Source organism: Microbacterium sufflavum, from assembly GCF_023091155.1.
Lineage (GTDB): Bacteria > Actinomycetota > Actinomycetes > Actinomycetales > Microbacteriaceae > Microbacterium > Microbacterium sufflavum.
In genome coordinates, this window is the sequence record NZ_JAHWXK010000001.1 from 83,814 (window position 1) to 100,580 (window position 16,767).

A 16,767-nucleotide genomic window follows, 5' to 3' on the forward strand; every position below is an offset into this window, starting at 1 on the left:
CGGGGACGTCTCCCGTCATCCGTGGTCGCAGCCGTCTTTGTTCGGCCTGTGGAGGATCAGTCCAGGAGCTCAGCGACGCGAGCTCGGATCCGTTCCGCGATCGCCTCGGGCTGCTGTGCGGCATCGAGCACGAGGAAGCGCTCCGGCTCCGCGGCGGCCAGGTCGAGGTAGGCCTCGCGCACGCGCTCGTGGAACTCGGCCTGCTCGGCCTCGAGGCGGTCGAAGGGCTTGTCGGCCGAGTCGAGTCGGGTGCGCGCCGCGGCGGGGTCGAGGTCGAGCAGCACCGTGAGATCGGGAAGTGCGCCCTCGGCCGCCCACAGCGACAGGTCCCGCACCTCGGCCGGGTCGAGCACCCGACCGGCACCCTGGTAGGCGACGGACGAGTCGAGGTAGCGGTCCTGCAGCACGACCTCACCGCGCGCGAGCGCCGGGCGCACGACCGTCGCGACGTGATGCGCCCGATCGGCGGCGTACAGGAGGGCCTCGGCGCGCGGCGCGATGTCCCCGCGGTGGTGCAACACGATCTCGCGGATCAGCGTGCCGACCTCGGATCCCCCCGGCTCCCTGGTGCGCACCACGGTGCGCCCGCTCTGCTCCAGCCAGTCGGCGAGAACGTTCGCCTGAGTGGTCTTGCCCGAGCCGTCCCCGCCTTCGAGAGTGATCCAGGCGCCCCGGCTCGCGGTCACGAGCCGGCCTTCTCCGCCGCCTTCGCCGCGGCGTTCGCCGCGCGCGTCGCCGCCGCCTTCTTCGCCGCGGCCGAGCGCGCCGCCGACGTGGAGCCCGCGGATTTCCCGGTCTTCTTCGCCGCCGTCGCCTTCGCCGTCGTGGCCTTTCCGTCGGCGCTCGCCTTCTTCGCCGGAGCCTTCTTCGCCGGAGCCTTCTTCGCGGCGGTACGCGAGCCGCGCTTGGGCGCAGGGCCCTTCGCGCGCTTGTCGGCCAGCATCTGCACGGCGATCTCGAACGTGATGTCCTCGGGCTTCTGGCCGCGCGGGATCGTGACGTTCGTTTCACCGTCGGTCACGTAGGGACCGAAGCGACCGTCGCGCACGCGGATGGGCTTCCCGCTCACGGGGTCCGCGTCGAACTCAGCCAGCGCGCTCGAGGCGCGACGACCTGCACCGTACTTCGGCTGGGCGTAGATCTCGAGGGCCTGGTCGAGCGTCACGTCGAAGATCTGCGACTCGCTCTCGAGCGACCGCGAATCGGTGCCCTTCTTCAGGTACGGGCCGAATCGGCCGTTCTGCGCGGTGATCTCGTCGCCGGACTCCGGGTCGACGCCGACCACCCGCGGGAGGCTCAGCAACTGGAGCGCCGTGTCGAGGTCGAGCGTGTCCACCGACATCGAGCGGAACAGCGAGGCGGTCCGCGGTTTGGGCGCCGTCTCCTTCTTCGCGCCGCGCTTGGGCTTGGGAGCCTCGACGACCTCACCGGTCGCCTCGTCGACCGCGGCGTCATCCGAGACCGGGTCGTTCTCCTGCACGTACGGCCCGAACCGGCCGTCCTTGACGACGACGATCTTGCCGTTCTCCGGATTCGTGCCGAGCACGCGGTCCCCCGCCACCGGGGCGTCGATCAGCTCCTGCGCCTTCTCCGCCGTCAGCTCGTCGGGCGCCAGGTCCTCCGGCACGTTCACGATTCGCGGCTTCGCGTCCGGGTTCTCCGGGTCCGTGACCTCCAGGTAGGGGCCGTACTTGCCGAAGCGCAGCGTCGCGGTGTCGGTGATGCGCGTGGAGTTCAGGGCCCGCGCGTCGATCTCACCGAGGTTGTCGACGACCTGCCGCAGTCCCACGTGCGACTCCGAGCCGAAGTAGAACGACTTGAGCCATTCCACGCGGTTCTGCTCGCCCCGGGCGATCGTGTCGAGGTCGTCTTCCAGCGCCGCGGTGAAGTCGTAGTCGACCAGCTCGGCGAAGTGCTCCTCGAGCAACCGCACCACGCTGAACGCCAGCCACGTGGGCACGAGCGCCTGTCCGCGCTTGACCGCGTAGCCACGGTCGAGGATGGTCTCCGGGATCGTGGCGAAGGTCGACGGACGACCGATGCCCTTCTCCTCCAGCACCTTGACCAGCGACGCCTCGGTGTAGCGCGGCTTCGGGGTCGTGCGGTGGCCCTTGGCCTCGGCGTGGGAGACGGCGAGCTCATCCCCGACGGCGACGGCCGGGAGCGACTGGTTCTCGGCGGCGTCCGCGTCGCCGCGCTTCTCGTCGCGACCCTCCTCGTAGGCCTCCAGGAAGCCCTTGAAGGTGTAGACGGTGCCGGATGCGGTGAACTCGGCCGTCTGGCCATCGGCATCCACGGCGATCGTGACGGTCGTCGTCTCGTACTTGGCGTCCGCCATCTGGCTCGCGACCGTGCGCTTCCAGATCAGGTCGTAGAGACGCTGCTCCTCGCGGTCGAGCTCGGAGGACAGCGACGACGGCGTGCGGAAGTTCTCGCCGGAGGGACGAATGGCCTCGTGGGCCTCCTGGGCGTTCTTGCTCTTCGACTTGTAGACGCGCGGCTTGAGCGGCACCGCGCTGTCACCGTAGAGAGCGACAGCCTGGCTCCGCGCCGCCTGCACCGCCTGGGTGCTCAGCGCCGTGGAGTCGGTACGCATATAGGTGATGTACCCCTTCTCGTACAGGCGCTGGGCGACGCTCATCGCCTGCTTGGCGCTCATCGAGAGCTTGCGACCCGCCTCCTGCTGCATGGTGGACGTCGTGAAGGGGGCGTACGGGCTCCGGGTGCCGGGCTTCGCCTCGACCTTGGTGACCGTCCCCGCCCCCGTGGCGTCGACGGCTCTGGCCAGTGCGGCAGCGCGTGCCTCGTCGAGCACCACGACGGCCTTCTTGAGCTTTCCGGTGTCATCGAAGTCGGTGCCGCGGGCGAGCTGTCCGCCGTCGACCCGGACGAGACGGATCCGGAAGGAGGTGCCGGTCGCGGCCGCGTCGGCGTCGACGTCCCAGTACTCAGCCGACACGAAGGCCATGCGCTCGCGCTCGCGGTCGACGATCAGACGCGTCGCCGCGGACTGCACCCGTCCGGCGGAGATCCCGGTCTTGACCTTGTACCAGAGGACCGGCGAGACGTCCCACCCGTACAGACGATCGAGGATACGGCGGGTCTCCTGCGCATCGACCAGGGCATGATCCAGCTCGCGCGTGTTCCCCACGGCGGCCTGGATCGCATCCTTGGTGATCTCGTGGAACACCATGCGCTTGACGGGCACCTTGGGCTTGAGGGTCTCGAGCAGGTGCCAGGCGATGGCCTCACCCTCGCGGTCCTCATCGGTGGCGAGCAGGAGTTCGTCGGCGCTCTTCAGCGCACGCTTCAGCTCGGCGACCGTCTTGGTCTTGCGGTCGGAGACGACGTAGTACGGGTCGAACCCGTTGTCGATGTCGATCGAGTACTTCCCGTACGCCTTCTTGTCGTCGGCGGGGATGTCCTTCTTGTCGGCGAGGTCGCGGATGTGGCCGACGGAGCTGAGCACCTCGTAGCCGTCGCCGAGGTATCCCTGAATAGACCGCATCTTCGTCGGGGACTCGACGATGACGAGCTTCTTGCCTTCAGCCAAGGGTGCGTCCTTTCTTCGAAGCACACCATACACACCGCTGTGCGGGGTACTTCACAGCGAGCGAGGGTCGCGCGGCCGTCACGGTTCCTCGGGTTGCCCGGCACGGGCGCGGGAGACGGCTGCGAGTCCAGCGTACGCCGCCGACACCGTCACGGTCGCCACGTCCCCGGCCAGCGAACACGCGATCAGGCGTGCCCCTCCGGCCTGGGCGACGTGCGCGGCCAGGTCGCACGGCGTGCGAGCCGTGGGAATCGCACCGCTGCGCGCATCGGCGGCGGCGAGCGCCGCGGCGTCCGCTGCGTCCGCTGCACGCTGCGCGGTCACGGCCGCCCCGCCGACGGCGGCGAGCCCGACGGAGAGCGTCGCGCCGACGACGAGCACGCCGGCGGCCAGCACCGTCCCCGCCATCACCGACCCCCGTCGAGAGCGCAGCTCGCGGCGCGTAGCGGGAGGCGCATCAGCGGTCCCACGGTGAGGTCGAGCGTCGTCGTCGCACAGACGAGATCGTCGACGGCGCCGAACGTCACCCTGGCGTCGGGAAGCGCCCGCCGCACCACAGCCGCGGCCGCGGCGTCACCCTCACCCCGCCCCATCAGACGGGCGGCGTCCGCCGTCGCATCTTGGAGCGCGACCTGTCGTGACGATGCGGCGAGCGCCCCGACGCCGAGAAGAAGCACGAGCACGACGGCCGGCAGGGCGAGCGCCAGTTCCGCCGCCACCGCGCCGCGCTCGCCCAGCGGCCTGCTCATGACACCGTGAGCGCGCGCCGCACGAGATCGGTGAGGATGCCGCGCACCTCGTCCGACCTCATGATGACGACGAGCAGTCCTGCGAACGCGACCGCGGCCATGGTTGTGATGGCGTACTCGGCCGTCGCCGCTCCTGTGTCGTCGCCGAACAGGGCGGCTGCACGACGGCGGTCGAGTCGGGGAATGGTGTTCATATTCTTCCTTCTTCCTCTTTATTGGGTGGTTCGAGCGACTCACGCAGGAATGGACGTGGAGGCGAGCACGCTGAGCATCAGCGGAGCCACCCCCAGCAGGAGGAACGCCGGCAGAGTGCAGACGCCGAGCGGCACGAGGAGTCGCGTCGAGAGCACTGCCGCGCGGAGGCGCCCCTGCACGCGCGCTGCATGTCGGTCCTGCGCCGCGGAGGCACGCAGCAGCTCGACGGCGGGAACGCCCGCCGTCCGGGACAGCTCCAGTACCCGGCGCACGCTCTCCTCCCCTCCCTGGTCCACGACCGCCGCATCTGCCACGAGCCGGAGTGCACGGTCGATCGGGGCACCCCCGCGAAGGGCGACCGCGACGAGCTCGGCGGCGATCCCCGGCGTCCCCGACGCGGGCTGTGCACGGCGGAGCAGCCGTCGCGTCCACACGCGAGCCGCTCCGACCAGCAGCAGCCCGGCGACGGCGCAGGTCGCCCCGGCGGGTGTGCCGAGGAGCACCCCGATCGTGTCGAAGCCGAGGGCGACGCCGAGGAGCAGTCCCGCGAGGGGCATCCACAGCAGCAGTCGCGCCGTTCCGGCGGGCTCGGCCAGCGCGACGCGGACATCGTCGGCGGCGGCGGCCGCGTCGCGCAATGACCCGGCGATCGTGCGGAGGACCTCCGCGAGGGGCGCGCCCACGACGGTGGCGATCTCCCAGGCCGCGGCCAGCTCCCGCCAGCGACCGCCGGCCGCATCGATCGCAGTGACGAGCGGTGTTCCGTCGTCGACGCGCGCGAGGACCGCGATCGCATTCGGGTCGCCCGTCCCGGCGAGATGGCGCCACGCCACGAGCGGCCCTGCACCTGCCTGCAGCAGCACGGCCAGCGTCTGCACGGAGTGCGCCAGGTCGACCTCGTGCGCGGACTGCGTCGCGCGACGCCTCCTGTTTACCATGGTCGGACCTCCTCGATGCCCAGCCGATCGCTCTCCAGCACGAGTCGCCCGACGTGGGCGATGCGCCGCGTTCCGTCGGACCCCCGGTGCAGGTGGAGGACGACGGTGAACGCGCTCACGGCCTGACGAGCGAGCGCCACGGGGTCCATTCCGGCAAGCGCGCCGAGCGCCTCGAGCCGCGCGGGCACGTCCGCGACACCGCTCGCGTGCATCGTGCCGGCGCCACCATCGTGGCCGGTGTTGAGGGCGGTGAGGAGTTCCCGTACCTCCTCGCCGCGGCACTCGCCGACCACCAGCCGATCGGGGCGCATGCGCAACGACTCGCGGACGAGCCGGGCGAGTCCGATGCCGCCCGCGCCCTCGAGGTTCGCCTGACGCACCTCGAGGGCGACGTGGTGCGGGTGCCGTGGCCGCAGCTCCGCCACGTCTTCGATCGTCACGATGCGCTCACCCGGCGGTACCGACGACAGCAGCGCCGACAGCAGCGTCGTCTTCCCCGTACCCGTCCCGCCCGTGATCAAGAGGTTCGCCCGTTCCGCGACGAGCTTGTCGAGCCAGACGTGCTGCTGCGCATCGATCGTGCCCAGTGCGGCGAGGGCGTCGAGGTCGGCCGCATGGACCCGCGGGATCCGGATGGACAGCGCCGTGCCGGTCGTGGAGACGGGGGCGAGCACGGCGTGCACCCGCACGCCCGAGCCGAGGCGCACGTCGACGCACGGCGCCTGGTCGTCGAGGTGCCGGCCGCCGAGCGCGACGAGCGCGACCGCGAGGTCGCGTACCTCCCGCTCGGTCGCTCGCCACGACGGAACGGGCTGCGCGCCGCTGCCGCGGTCGAGGAAGAGTCCGTCTGCCCCGTTGACGAAGACGTCGGTGACGGTGTCGTCCACATGGGGGGCCAGCGGCGCGAATGCGGGTTCCGCGAGGAGCACGGCATGGGGAGGGGCGGTAGCCGCATCCCCCGCTGCCGCGTCTTTCGACCGGATGACGAATCGTTCAGGCATGCGGCGAGAGTAGGCACGGCGGGCGAGGCGTGCCGCCGCAGGGCGACTCCGGCATCGGCGTCTGTGCACAAGGCCTCGGACCGGCTGCCCGTGGAGAACTCGGGGCCGCGGGTCGACAACGGAGAGGACCCGGGCAGAGGGAGCGCTCCCAAAGAGATGGGCGGCATCTCACGGGGGGAATGAGATGCCGCCCACGGCGCCGCGCGATCGGGGGAATCGGGCGCGCCAAGGCCGGAATGAGATTTCGGCTGTCGTCGAGTGTACGCAAGGCGACCGTCCTGACAAAACCGGCGCCACTACCGACTTTCGGCAGTACTCGAGGGCGTGGCACGCCGATAGATTCGCCCTGACCTGGTCGCGCCTCCCCCCGTGCGACCACGCCTGCATGACCCGTATGCCGCAAAGGAGCGCCTGCCGATGAGCAGCCAGATCGACCACCTTCTCGACGAGACCCGGAGATTCCCGCCATCGGAGGAGTTCGCGGCGCAGTCCGTCGCGTCACAGGAACTGTACGAGCGCGCCGCGGCGGATCGGGAAGGCTTCTGGGCCGAGCAGTCGCGCGATCTCATCCACTGGCACACGCCGTTCACCCAGGTCCTCGACTGGAACAACCCGCCCTTCGCCAAGTGGTTCGACGACGGCGAGCTCAACGTCGCCTACAACTGCCTGGACCGTCATGTCGAGGCCGGCAACGGCGACCGCGTCGCCCTGCACTGGGAGGGCGAGCCCGGCGACAGTCGTCGCATCACGTACGCCGAGCTGACCGAGGAGGTCAAGCGCGTCGCGAACGTGCTGGAGGGACTCGGCGTCGGTCATGGCGATCGCGTCGCCATCTACCTGCCGATGATCCCCGAGGCGATCGCCGCGATGCTCGCGGTCGCACGTGTCGGCGCCATCCACTCCGTCGTGTTCGGCGGATTCAGTGCCGACAGCCTCCGCTCCCGCATCGACGACGCCGGAGCCAAGCTCGTCATCACGGCCGACGGCGGCTACCGCAAGGGCCGCGTCTCGGCGCTCAAGCCCGCCGTGGACCAGGCTCTGGCCGACCGCGGCGACGGCGAGCAGCAGACCGTCGAGCACGTCCTCGTCGTTCGTCGTGGCGAGAACGAGGTGGACTGGACGGACGGGCGCGACATCTGGTGGCACGACGTCGTCCCGGCGGCCTCCGCCGAGCACACGGCTCAGGCCTTCCCCGCCGAGAACCCGCTCTTCATCCTCTACACCTCCGGCACCACGGGGAAGCCGAAGGGCATCCTGCACACCTCCGGTGGCTACCTCACGCAGGCCGCGTACTCCCACAAGTACGTGTTCGACCTCAAGCCCGAGACCGACGTGTACTGGTGCACCGCCGACATCGGGTGGATCACGGGCCACAGCTATGTGACGTACGGCCCGCTGGCCAACGGTGCCACCCAGGTGCTGTACGAAGGCACGCCCGACACGCCGCACCCCGGACGCTGGTGGGAGATCATCGAGAAGTACAAGGTCTCCATCTTCTACACGGCCCCGACGGCGATCCGGTCGTTCATGAAGGTCGGCCGCAGCGTCCCGCAGAAGTTCGACCTGTCGTCGCTGCGAGTGCTCGGATCGGTCGGCGAACCCATCAACCCCGAGGCGTGGATGTGGTACCGCGAGGTCATCGGCGCGGGCAAGACCCCGATCGTCGACACGTGGTGGCAGACCGAGACGGGCGCCATCATGGTGTCGGCGCTCCCCGGCGTCACCGCCACGAAGCCCGGCTCGGCGCAGGTCCCCCTCCCCGGGATCACCCTCGACGTGGTGGACGAGCAGGGCGTCGAGGTCGGCAACGGCAACGGCGGACTGCTCGTGATCACCGAGCCGTGGCCGAGCATGCTGCGCGGCATCTGGGGCGACCCGGAACGCTTCCGCGAGACGTACTGGGAGAAGTTCGAGAAGCAGGGCTACTACTTCGCGGGTGACGGTGCACGGCTCGACGAGGACGGCGACCTCTGGCTGCTCGGCCGCGTCGACGACGTCATGAACGTGTCGGGCCACCGGCTGTCGACGGCGGAGATCGAGTCCTCGCTCGTGGCGCACGAGGCCACCGCGGAGGCCGCGGTGGTCGGGGCGTCCGACGAGACCACGGGCCAGGCGGTGGTGGCGTTCGTCATCATCAAGGAGAGCTATCTCGCCGCCCACGACCCGGCGGGGCTCGCGCAGCAGCTCCGGCTCTGGGTCGGCGAACAGATCGGTGCCATCGCGCGCCCTCGAGACGTGTACATCGTCGGGGAGCTGCCCAAGACCCGCTCGGGCAAGATCATGCGGCGTCTGCTGCGCGATGTGGCCGAGGGCCGCGAGGTCGGCGACACGACGACCCTGGCCGACACCGCGGTCATGAGCATCATCTCCGCGCAGGTGAAGTAGCCCGTAGACGACGAACGCCCCCTCCCGTCGGAGGGGGCGTTCGCGTGTCGGGGTCAGGCGAGGCGGAACGTCACCTCGACCTCGACCGGGCTGCCGAGCGGGAGCTCGGCGACGCCGACGGCCGCGCGCGCGTGACGGCCCTCGTCACCGAAGATCTCACCGAGCACCTCGCTCGCGCCGTTGATGACGCCGGGCTGGCCGGTGAAGCCCTCGGCTGAACCGACGAAGCCGCCCACCCGCACGACACCGGCGATGCGGTCGACCCCGCCCGCGACGTCGGCGGCCGCGGCCAGCGCGTTGAGGGCACACGTCCGCGCGAAGGCCTTGGCGTCCTCCGCGGAGACCTCAGCGCCGACCTTGCCCACCGCGGGCAGGGCGCCGTCGACGAACGGGAGCTGGCCGGATGTGTAGATGAGCCCGCCGTGGGCGACCGCCGGGACATAGGCGGCGACGGGAGCGGCGACGGCGGGGAGCTCGATGCCGAGCTCGGCGAGGCGCGTGGAGACGCTCATGCCTGACCCCCCTCGAACTGACGCGCGGCTTCGGCGGCGGCGGCGAGGCCCGCGTTCGCGGAGCCGTCGGTGGTCACCGGGCGCTTGAAGTACGCCACGAGGCCGCCTTCCGGTCCCTGCACCACCTGGACGAGCTCCCAGCCCTGCTTGCCCCAGTTGTTGAGGATCGCGGCGGTGTTGTGGATCAGCAGCGGCGTGGTCAGGTACTCCCACGTGGTCATGGCTCTCCTGTCGATCGGGACGCGAACAGGCCGAGCGGGCGTGTTCGTCAGAGGGTGTATTCAGGGAACTCCCCTACGATCAAGCGTATGCCCCACAAGAATCGCACGGTGAAGGGCGTGCTCGGCGGTCTCGTCGGGCTCGTCGGACTGAGCGCCGTCGCCGGTCTGCTCGTCACCGCCAGCGTCACCCCCGTCCTCGCGATGACGGGAGTCGCCGGCACCACGGCACTGACGCTCTTCGACAAGCTCCCCGAGAACCTCAGCCCCGGCACGCCGATGGAGCAGTCGACGATCTACGCCACCCAGCCCGACGGCACGCCGGTCGCCCTCGCGTCGTTCTATGAGCAGAACCGCGTCCCCGTCACGTACGAGCAGATCAGCCCGGTGCTCTACGACGCGATCCTCTCCAGTGAGGACAAGAGCTTCTACAGCCACGGCGGAGTGAATCTGGGCGCCACCATGAAGGCGCTGATCGACAACGTCCGCGGCACATCCAGCCGCGGCGCCTCGACCATCAGCCAGCAGTTCGTGAAGAACGTGCTGATCCAGCAGTGCGAGCAGGACGTGGACACCACGTCGGACACGTACTCCGAGGAGCTCCAGCAGTGCTGGCTGGACGCGACGAACGCGGTCGGCAGCAAGGGCATCGAGCGCAAGCTGCAGGAGATGCGCTACGCGATCCAGATCGAGAAGGACTTCTCGAAGAACGACATCCTGCTGGGCTACCTGAACATCGCGAACTTCGGTGGCACGGTCTACGGCATCGAGGCCGCCGCCCGGTACTACTTCTCCACGACGGCGATGAACCTGACGGTCGCGCAGGCCGCGACGCTCGCCGGCATCGTGCAGAACCCCAACACGTACCGGATCGACAAGCCGGTGGAGGGCACGTACACCGACGATGCTCAGGTCGGACACAACAACGCCGCCGACGGCTACGCGGACACCCTCAAGCGCCGCGACTACGTGCTCTACCGCATGCTCGACGACGGCAAGATCACCCAGGCCCAGTACGACGAGGCGAAGGCCTCCCCGATCGTTCCTGCGATCAACCCGCCGACGCAGGGCTGTGCGGCCGCCGGCACGAACGCCTACTTCTGCCAGTACGTGCGCTCGATCGTCCTGAACGACGAGGCGTTCGGCGCCACGCCGCAGGAGCGGCGCGACCTGCTGCGCCGCGGCGGTCTGAAGATCTTCACGTCGCTGGACTACCGCATCCAGAACCCGGCGGCGCAGGAGATGGCCGACATCGTCCCGGCCAACTACGACGGCATGCACTTCGGTGCCGCGGGTGTGTCCATCGAGGTGGGCACCGGCCGGATCCTCTCGATGACCCAGAACACGATGTTCACCGAGACCCCGACCACCGATCCCGCCTACACCTCTCTCGTGTTCGCGGGCGACCGCAAGCACGGAGACTCCAACGGCTTCCAGGTGGGCTCGACCTACAAGCTGTTCACGCTGATCGACTGGCTCGAGAAGGGTCATTCGGTGCGCGAGACCCTGAACGGCCGCGTGCAGACCAACATGAAGTTCACCGCGGCCTCGTGCGGTGGGGGCACCATGGTCGCGAACACCAAGGAGATCGGCAACTTCGGCGGCGGCGGCGGCTCGACCGACACCGTGCTGAACTTCACGAAGAACTCGCTCAACAGCGGGTACTTCGCGATGGCCTCCAAGCTCGACCTCTGCGACATCAACAAGGTGGCCGACCGCCTGGGCGTCACGCTGGCCAACGGCGGCAAGACCACCGATGAGAACGTGCCGTACGACGTGCTCGGCGCGAAGAACATCTCGCCCATCGCGATGGCCAACGCCTACGCCACGGTCGCGAGCGGCGGCACCTACTGCACGCCGCGGGCGATCGACCGCGTGATCGGTCCGGACGGCAAGGACCGTGAGCTGCCCGCGTCGTCGTGCACCCCCGGCGTGATCTCTCCCGAGGTCGCAGCCACGGCCGCCTACGCGCTGCAAACCGTCATGGGCGGCGGCGGCACCGGCTCGCGGGCGAACCCGGGCGACGGCACCCCGCTGATCGGCAAGACCGGAACGCACAACACGTGGTCGACCATGATGATCGAGTCGAGCACGAAGGTCGCGACGGCCGTGTGGGCGGGACGCTGGCAGGGCCAGGAGAACATCTACCGGAAGAGCTACGGTCGCTGGAACCTCAACGACATGCGCTACCCGCTGGCCCGCGCCGCGCAGGCGGCCGCGAACGAGGCCTACGGCGGCGACCGCTTCCCCCAGCCGGACAACAACCTGATCCGTCAGGAGCTCAAGGCCGTTCCGAGCGTGGTCGGCATGTCGCAGGACCAGGCGCGCTCGACCCTCGAGAACGCGGGCTTCCAGGTGGCGATCGGCGGAGAGGTGGACAGCGACCTCGCGGCCGGCCTCGTCGCGGCACAGGACCCGACGGGCGAGGCTGCGACGGCTGCCACCGTGACCCTCTCGATCAGCAACGGCCGTGGTGCCGTGGTGCCGTCGAACATCGTCGGGATGTCGCGAGACCAGGCGGACGCCGCACTCAAGGCGGCTCGAGTCGCGTCCTACGAGTTCGACAATTCGTGCAACCCGCCGGGGTCTGCGGTCGCGGTGACCAATCCGGCGCCGGGCACTCCTGTCAACAGCAGCACCACCGTGGTCGTGACGTGCCAGTAGGTTCGTCGCGCTCGGCTCATCCGGCCCTCATCGCGCTCGGCGCGGTGGGGGCCGTGGGCGCCGCCGCCGCGGTGTGGGGCGTGGGCATCGAACGTTACCTCTTCACCGTGCGCGAGGTGTCCGCCTCGGCGTTCGCCCCCGGCACCCCTCCCCTGCGCATCCTGCACGTGTCCGATGCGCACATGGCCCCGTGGCAGCACCGCAAGCAGGACTGGCTCGCGTCGCTCGCGCAGCTGCGGCCCGACCTGATCGTGAACACCGGCGACAACCTGGGTCACGAGCGCGGACTCGAGGGGATCCGCCGCGCGTTCGCCCCGTTCGCCGGCATCCCCGGGGTCTTCGTGCACGGCTCGAACGACGTGAACGGCCCCGCGCCGCGCAATCCGCTGCGCTACTTCTCCGGACCCTCGCGGCGCCACCGCGAGCCGACCGTGCTCGACACGGAGTCGATGGACCGCTTCTTCACGGACGAGCTCGGCTGGACCGACCTCAACAATCGCGCGGCGCGACTGACCCTGCGTGGCACCGCCGTCGACCTGTTCGGCGTGGACGACGCACACCGCGACTGGGACCGCCTCGACGCGCTCCCCTCGGCCATCGAGGGCCTGGGCCCGCGCGAGCCCGGAACGGCGGTGCTGGGCGTCACGCACGCGCCGTATCAGCGCGTGCTCAACGGTTTCGTCGACCTCGGCGCCGACGCCATCCTCGGCGGTCACACGCACGGTGGGCAGGTCTGCCTCCCCGGCTACGGCGCGCTCGTGGCGAACTGCGACATCCCGCTGAAGCAGGCCAAGGGACTCAGCACCTGGACGCACGACGGCCGCAGCGTCCCGCTGAACGTGAGCGTCGGCTGCGGGCACTCGATCTACGCGCCCGTGCGTTTCGCGTGCCGCCCGGAGGCGACGCTGCTCACGCTGATCCCCCACGCGTGATCACCGCCCCGATTGGGCGCTCAGGGGATTTCCCTGTAGACTCGGAGGGTTGCAAACGGGGTGTGGCGCAGCTTGGTAGCGCGCTTCGTTCGGGACGAAGAGGTCGCAGGTTCAAATCCTGTCACCCCGACCAGTGACACCGGAAGGCCGCCCCCACGGGCGGCCTTCTCTGTATCGGAGAGCGTGCGAAAGGGGACCGCATGGGGACGCTCCTGCCTCCGCCGCGTCGCGCCACCCGCATCTGGGCGCTCGCCCTCGGCGTCCCGTTCCTCGCGGGGCTCGCCCTGCTCACGCTCACGCCGTCCCGGGTCGAGCATGCGGTCCCGAATCTGCTCGACGTGATCGTGTCGCTCACCCACCGGCTCGGCTGGACCGCACTGACGTTCACGCGGCTGGAAGTTCTGTCGAACATCGCGGTCTTCGTGCCCCTCGGCGTCCTCGCGTTCCTGCTCCTCCCCCGCCGTGTGTGGCCGCTGTCGCTGCTGGTCGGACCGGCACTTTCTCTCGCGATCGAGACCGCGCAGCACCTCGCCCTGCCCCACCGCGATGCGACGATGAACGACGTGCTGGCCAACTCCACCGGGGCCACCTTGGGCGTGGCCCTCGCCCTCCTGTGCACGCTGCTCGCAGCTCCACGCTCTTCACGGCTGCGACCTCCTAGGCTGGAGGCATCATGACCTCGCCCGCACTCGTCGCCTTCGACCTCGATGACACCCTCGCCCCCTCCAAGGGCCCGATCGACCCGCGGATCTCCGGCCTCCTGCGCGAACTTCTCCGCAGCGTCGACGTCGCCATCATCTCCGGGGGCAACGAGCCGCAGTTCCGCACGCAGGTGATCGCCCAGCTCGCCGATGCCGACGCCGCAGCTCTCGCCCGGCTGCACCTGCTGCCGACCTGCGGCACCCGCTACCTGCGCCACGACGGCGCCGACTTCGCGCCGGTGTACGCGCACGACCTGAGCGACGACGAGAAGGCGTCTGCTCTCACGGCCCTCCGCGAGGAGGCGGAGCGGCTCGGCCTGTGGGAGACCGACCCCTGGGGCGACATCATGGAGGACCGCGGCTCGCAGATCACGTTCTCCGCGCTCGGGCAGCGGGCTCCGCGGGAGGCCAAGCACGCGTGGGATCCGTCCGGCAGCAAGCGCGCGGCCCTGCGCGACGCGGTCGCCGCCCGACTCCCCGGGCTCGAGGTGCGCTCGGGGGGCTCCACCTCGATCGACATCACCCGCGCCGGGATCGACAAGGCGTTCGGCATGAGGCAGCTCTCCGCGCACACGGGCATCCCGTTGGACGCGATGCTGTTCTACGGCGACCGGCTCGACGAGGGCGGCAACGACTACCCGGTCCTGGCGATCGGGGTCCCGTCGATCGCCGTCGAGGGCTGGGAGGACACCGCCACCCGCCTCGAAGCCCTGCTGCCCACCCTCACGTCGCGCGTCTGAGGCGGCGGCCGGTGCCGGATACCCGGCCTGGCTTGGCTCTAGCATGGCGTCATGGATGCCCTGCAGATCGTCGTCCTCGTCGCAGCGCTGGCCAGCCTCGTGTGCTGGATCCTGTCGCTGATCACCCGTGACACGTCGTGGGTCGACCGCGCGTGGTCGATCGTCCCCGTCGTCTATGTCTGGATCTTCGTGGCCGGCGCCTTCACCGCCGACGCCGGATCAGCGCGCATCGTGCTGATGGGGATCCTGGTGACGGCCTGGGGCGCGCGGCTCACGTTCAACTTCGCCCGCAAGGGCGGCTACACCGGCATGGAGGACTACCGCTGGGCGATCCTGCGGAAGCGGATGCGCCCGTGGCAGTTCCAGGTGTTCAACCTGCTGTTCATCATCGGGTACCAGATGACCCTGCTCGTGTTGATCACCCTTCCGGCATGGCTGGCCGCCCAGCACCCCACCGCGTTGACCGGGTGGGACGCGTTGTTCACGATCGCGTTCCTCGGGTTCCTGGTCGGCGAGACGGTCGCCGACCAGCAGCAGTGGAACTTCCACCAGCGCAAGAAGCAGGCTGGCGGTGACCTCGCGCCCGGCTTCGCGACGACCGGGCTGTTCCGCTACAGCCGACACCCCAACTTCTTCTTCGAACAGGCGCAGTGGTGGGCGTTCTACGCGCTGGGCGCGACCGCGGCCGCCACCGCGGGGGCCGGGGTGCTCGGGGGCGTGCTGAACCCCACGATCGTCGGCGCCGCGCTCCTGACGGTGCTGTTCCTCGGCTCGACGATCTTCACGGAGTCGATCACCGCGTCGAAGTACCCCGCATACGCCGACTACCGGCAGACCACGTCGATGCTCGTGCCGTGGCCACCGCGGCGCCGCGCCGTGGCCCCGCAGTCGTAGCCGAACCCGGCACGGCGACGTCAGCGGACGACGGCCCCCGCGGCGTCGCGCGCGACGGGCACCAGACGCGTCAGCTGCGTGACGTGGGCCGGCTCGAGCTCCGCCAGCGACGCGACGCCGAGGAGACGCATGGTCCGCTCGATCTCACTGCGCAGGATCGCGATAGTCCGGTCGACGCCCTGGCGGCCTCCCGCCATCAGGCCGTAGAGGTACGCGCGGCCGATCAGCGTGAAGTCCGCCCCGAGCGCGACCGAGGCCACGATGTCGGCGCCGTTCATGATGCCGGTGTCGATCATGACGGTGAAGTCGTCGCCCACGGCCCGGCGCACCTGGGGCAGCAGGTGGAACGGGATCGGCGCGCGGTCGAGCTGACGACCGCCGTGGTTCGACAGCACGATGCCGTCGACACCGGCGTCGCGCAGTCGCACGGAGTCCTCGACGTTCTGCACGCCCTTGATCACGATGCGACCGGGCCAGATGTCACGGATCACCGCGAGATCGTCATAGCTGATCGTGGGGTCCATCGCGGCGTCGAGCAGCTCGCCGACCGTGCCGCCGGTGGAGCTCAGCGACGCGAACTCCAGCTTGGGCGTGGTCAGGAAGTCGAACCACCACCAGGGCCGCGGGATCGCGTTGACGATCGTGCCGAGCGTGAGCTGCGGCGGGATGCTGAAGCCGTTGCGCTTGTCGCGCAGCCGGGCACCGGCGACCGGGGTGTCCACCGTGAACTGCAGCGTGTCGAAGCCCGCGGCGGCGGCACGGCGTGCCAGCTCGTACGAGATCTCGCGGTCGCGCATGACGTAGAGCTGGAACCAGTTGCGCCCGTGCGGGTTCGCGGCCTTGACCCCCTCGATCGAGGTCGTACCGAGCGTCGACAGCGTGAACGGGATGCCCGCCGCGGCCGCAGCGCCGGCACCGGCGACCTCCCCCTCGGTCTGCATGAGCCGCGTGAACCCGGTCGGAGCGATGCCGAACGGCAGCGCGGACGGCCCGCCGAGGATCTCGACCGTCGTGTCGACATCCGGCGCGGGCTTGAGGATGCCGGGGTGGAACTCCACGTCCTGGAACGCCTGGCGGGCGCGGCTCAGCGACAGCTCGCCCTCCGCCGCGCCATCGGTGTAGTCGAACGCCGCCTTGGGCGTGCGGCGCTTCGCGATCGTACGGAGGTCGTCGATCGTGAGAGCCGCGTCGAGCCGGCGCTTGCGGCCGTCGAGCTCGGGCTTCTTGAACTTCATGAGCTCCAACAGCTCGGCGGGGTTGGGGAGCTGGCGCTGGACCATGGCGT

The 16,767-nt window shown here is 70.1% G+C and carries 16 protein-coding genes and 1 tRNA gene; 7 read left to right on the plus strand and 10 right to left on the minus strand.

Going from position 1 to position 16,767, the window contains the following annotated elements; genetic code table 11:
* Window positions 1-56: 56 nt before the first annotated feature.
* The 7 genes from tmk to KZC56_RS00495 form a co-directional block, all read right to left on the minus strand.
* Window positions 57-686 carry a dTMP kinase gene (tmk, locus tag KZC56_RS00465; RefSeq protein WP_136032180.1) on the minus strand — a complete coding sequence of 210 codons (630 nt, stop codon included), beginning with the start codon at window positions 684-686 and terminating at the stop codon, window positions 57-59.
* The gene (gene topA / locus KZC56_RS00470) at window positions 683-3,553 is read right to left on the minus strand and encodes a type I DNA topoisomerase (RefSeq protein WP_247637607.1); all 2,871 of its coding nucleotides are present in this window, start codon (window positions 3,551-3,553) and stop codon (window positions 683-685) included. Before topA ends, tmk begins: the two co-directional genes overlap by 4 nt.
* Before the next feature lie 78 nt (window positions 3,554-3,631).
* Window positions 3,632-3,961 carry an Rv3654c family TadE-like protein gene (locus KZC56_RS00475; RefSeq protein ID WP_136032176.1) on the minus strand — a complete coding sequence of 110 codons (330 nt, stop codon included), beginning with the start codon at window positions 3,959-3,961 and terminating at the stop codon, window positions 3,632-3,634.
* The gene (locus tag KZC56_RS00480) at window positions 3,961-4,302 is read right to left on the minus strand and encodes a TadE family type IV pilus minor pilin (protein WP_247637608.1); all 342 of its coding nucleotides are present in this window, start codon (window positions 4,300-4,302) and stop codon (window positions 3,961-3,963) included. Before KZC56_RS00480 ends, KZC56_RS00475 begins: the two co-directional genes overlap by 1 nt.
* The gene (locus KZC56_RS00485; protein ID WP_136032173.1) at window positions 4,299-4,496 is read right to left on the minus strand and encodes a DUF4244 domain-containing protein; all 198 of its coding nucleotides are present in this window, start codon (window positions 4,494-4,496) and stop codon (window positions 4,299-4,301) included. Before KZC56_RS00485 ends, KZC56_RS00480 begins: the two co-directional genes overlap by 4 nt.
* Before the next feature lie 39 nt (window positions 4,497-4,535).
* On the minus strand, window positions 4,536-5,435 hold the full coding sequence (locus KZC56_RS00490) for a type II secretion system F family protein (RefSeq protein WP_247637609.1): 900 nt from the start codon (window positions 5,433-5,435) through the stop codon (window positions 4,536-4,538).
* Window positions 5,429-6,436 carry a TadA family conjugal transfer-associated ATPase gene (locus KZC56_RS00495; RefSeq protein ID WP_247637610.1) on the minus strand — a complete coding sequence of 336 codons (1,008 nt, stop codon included), beginning with the start codon at window positions 6,434-6,436 and terminating at the stop codon, window positions 5,429-5,431. Before KZC56_RS00495 ends, KZC56_RS00490 begins: the two co-directional genes overlap by 7 nt.
* Window positions 6,437-6,853: 417 nt before the next feature.
* Here KZC56_RS00495 and acs point away from each other — a divergent pair, with 417 nt between their 5' ends.
* Entirely contained in the window at window positions 6,854-8,821 is a 1,968-nt protein-coding gene (acs, locus tag KZC56_RS00500) for an acetate--CoA ligase (protein ID WP_136032166.1), read from the plus strand.
* Between the two features lie 53 nt (window positions 8,822-8,874).
* Here acs and KZC56_RS00505 read toward each other — a convergent pair whose 3' ends face one another.
* Window positions 8,875-9,333: a RidA family protein gene (locus KZC56_RS00505; protein WP_136036890.1), complete on the minus strand. Its 459-nt coding sequence runs from the start codon at window positions 9,331-9,333 to the stop codon at window positions 8,875-8,877.
* Window positions 9,330-9,554, minus strand: a complete 225-nt coding sequence (gene sp36, locus KZC56_RS00510) for a Sp36 family protein (protein WP_136032162.1) — start codon at window positions 9,552-9,554, stop codon at window positions 9,330-9,332. Before sp36 ends, KZC56_RS00505 begins: the two co-directional genes overlap by 4 nt.
* Before the next feature lie 87 nt (window positions 9,555-9,641).
* Here sp36 and KZC56_RS00515 point away from each other — a divergent pair, with 87 nt between their 5' ends.
* The 6 genes from KZC56_RS00515 (at window position 9,642) to KZC56_RS00540 (ending at window position 15,482) form a co-directional block, all read left to right on the plus strand.
* The gene (locus KZC56_RS00515; protein WP_240744587.1) at window positions 9,642-12,215 is read left to right on the plus strand and encodes a transglycosylase domain-containing protein; all 2,574 of its coding nucleotides are present in this window, start codon (window positions 9,642-9,644) and stop codon (window positions 12,213-12,215) included.
* On the plus strand, window positions 12,206-13,147 hold the full coding sequence (locus KZC56_RS00520; protein WP_247637611.1) for a metallophosphoesterase: 942 nt from the start codon (window positions 12,206-12,208) through the stop codon (window positions 13,145-13,147). The genes KZC56_RS00515 and KZC56_RS00520 overlap by 10 nt, the downstream gene beginning before the upstream one ends.
* 56 nt (window positions 13,148-13,203) lie before the next feature.
* A tRNA-Pro gene (locus KZC56_RS00525) sits at window positions 13,204-13,280 on the plus strand.
* A gap of 67 nt (window positions 13,281-13,347) precedes the next feature.
* The gene (locus KZC56_RS00530; RefSeq protein ID WP_136032158.1) at window positions 13,348-13,824 is read left to right on the plus strand and encodes a VanZ family protein; all 477 of its coding nucleotides are present in this window, start codon (window positions 13,348-13,350) and stop codon (window positions 13,822-13,824) included.
* Complete coding sequence (locus KZC56_RS00535; protein WP_247637612.1) at window positions 13,821-14,588, plus strand: HAD-IIB family hydrolase; 768 nt, start codon at window positions 13,821-13,823, stop codon at window positions 14,586-14,588. The genes KZC56_RS00530 and KZC56_RS00535 overlap by 4 nt, the downstream gene beginning before the upstream one ends.
* 51 nt (window positions 14,589-14,639) lie before the next feature.
* The gene (locus tag KZC56_RS00540; RefSeq protein WP_206252934.1) at window positions 14,640-15,482 is read left to right on the plus strand and encodes a DUF1295 domain-containing protein; all 843 of its coding nucleotides are present in this window, start codon (window positions 14,640-14,642) and stop codon (window positions 15,480-15,482) included.
* Between the two features lie 20 nt (window positions 15,483-15,502).
* Here KZC56_RS00540 and KZC56_RS00545 read toward each other — a convergent pair whose 3' ends face one another.
* Window positions 15,503-16,762, minus strand: a complete 1,260-nt coding sequence (locus KZC56_RS00545) for an alpha-hydroxy acid oxidase (protein ID WP_136032153.1) — start codon at window positions 16,760-16,762, stop codon at window positions 15,503-15,505.
* Window positions 16,763-16,767: the final 5 nt, after the last annotated feature.

Bases quoted from the DNA above. Each gene is read 5' to 3' on its own strand.
- KZC56_RS00495 (WP_247637610.1), bottom strand. From the start codon at position 6,436: ATGCCTGAACGATTCGTCATCCGGTCGAAAGACGCGGCAGCGGGGGAT.
- KZC56_RS00475 (WP_136032176.1), bottom strand. From the start codon at position 3,961: ATGGCGGGGACGGTGCTGGCCGCCGGCGTGCTCGTCGTCGGCGCGACG.
- KZC56_RS00505 (WP_136036890.1), bottom strand. From the start codon at position 9,333: ATGAGCGTCTCCACGCGCCTCGCCGAGCTCGGCATCGAGCTCCCCGCC.
- KZC56_RS00545 (WP_136032153.1), bottom strand. From the start codon at position 16,762: ATGGTCCAGCGCCAGCTCCCCAACCCCGCCGAGCTGTTGGAGCTCATG.
- acs (WP_136032166.1), top strand. From the start codon at position 6,854: ATGAGCAGCCAGATCGACCACCTTCTCGACGAGACCCGGAGATTCCCG.
- KZC56_RS00535 (WP_247637612.1), top strand. From the start codon at position 13,821: ATGACCTCGCCCGCACTCGTCGCCTTCGACCTCGATGACACCCTCGCC.
- KZC56_RS00540 (WP_206252934.1), top strand. From the start codon at position 14,640: ATGGATGCCCTGCAGATCGTCGTCCTCGTCGCAGCGCTGGCCAGCCTC.
- sp36 (WP_136032162.1), bottom strand. From the start codon at position 9,554: ATGACCACGTGGGAGTACCTGACCACGCCGCTGCTGATCCACAACACC.
- KZC56_RS00480 (WP_247637608.1), bottom strand. From the start codon at position 4,302: ATGAGCAGGCCGCTGGGCGAGCGCGGCGCGGTGGCGGCGGAACTGGCG.
- KZC56_RS00490 (WP_247637609.1), bottom strand. From the start codon at position 5,435: ATGGTAAACAGGAGGCGTCGCGCGACGCAGTCCGCGCACGAGGTCGAC.
- KZC56_RS00515 (WP_240744587.1), top strand. From the start codon at position 9,642: ATGCCCCACAAGAATCGCACGGTGAAGGGCGTGCTCGGCGGTCTCGTC.
- KZC56_RS00530 (WP_136032158.1), top strand. From the start codon at position 13,348: ATGGGGACGCTCCTGCCTCCGCCGCGTCGCGCCACCCGCATCTGGGCG.
- KZC56_RS00485 (WP_136032173.1), bottom strand. From the start codon at position 4,496: ATGAACACCATTCCCCGACTCGACCGCCGTCGTGCAGCCGCCCTGTTC.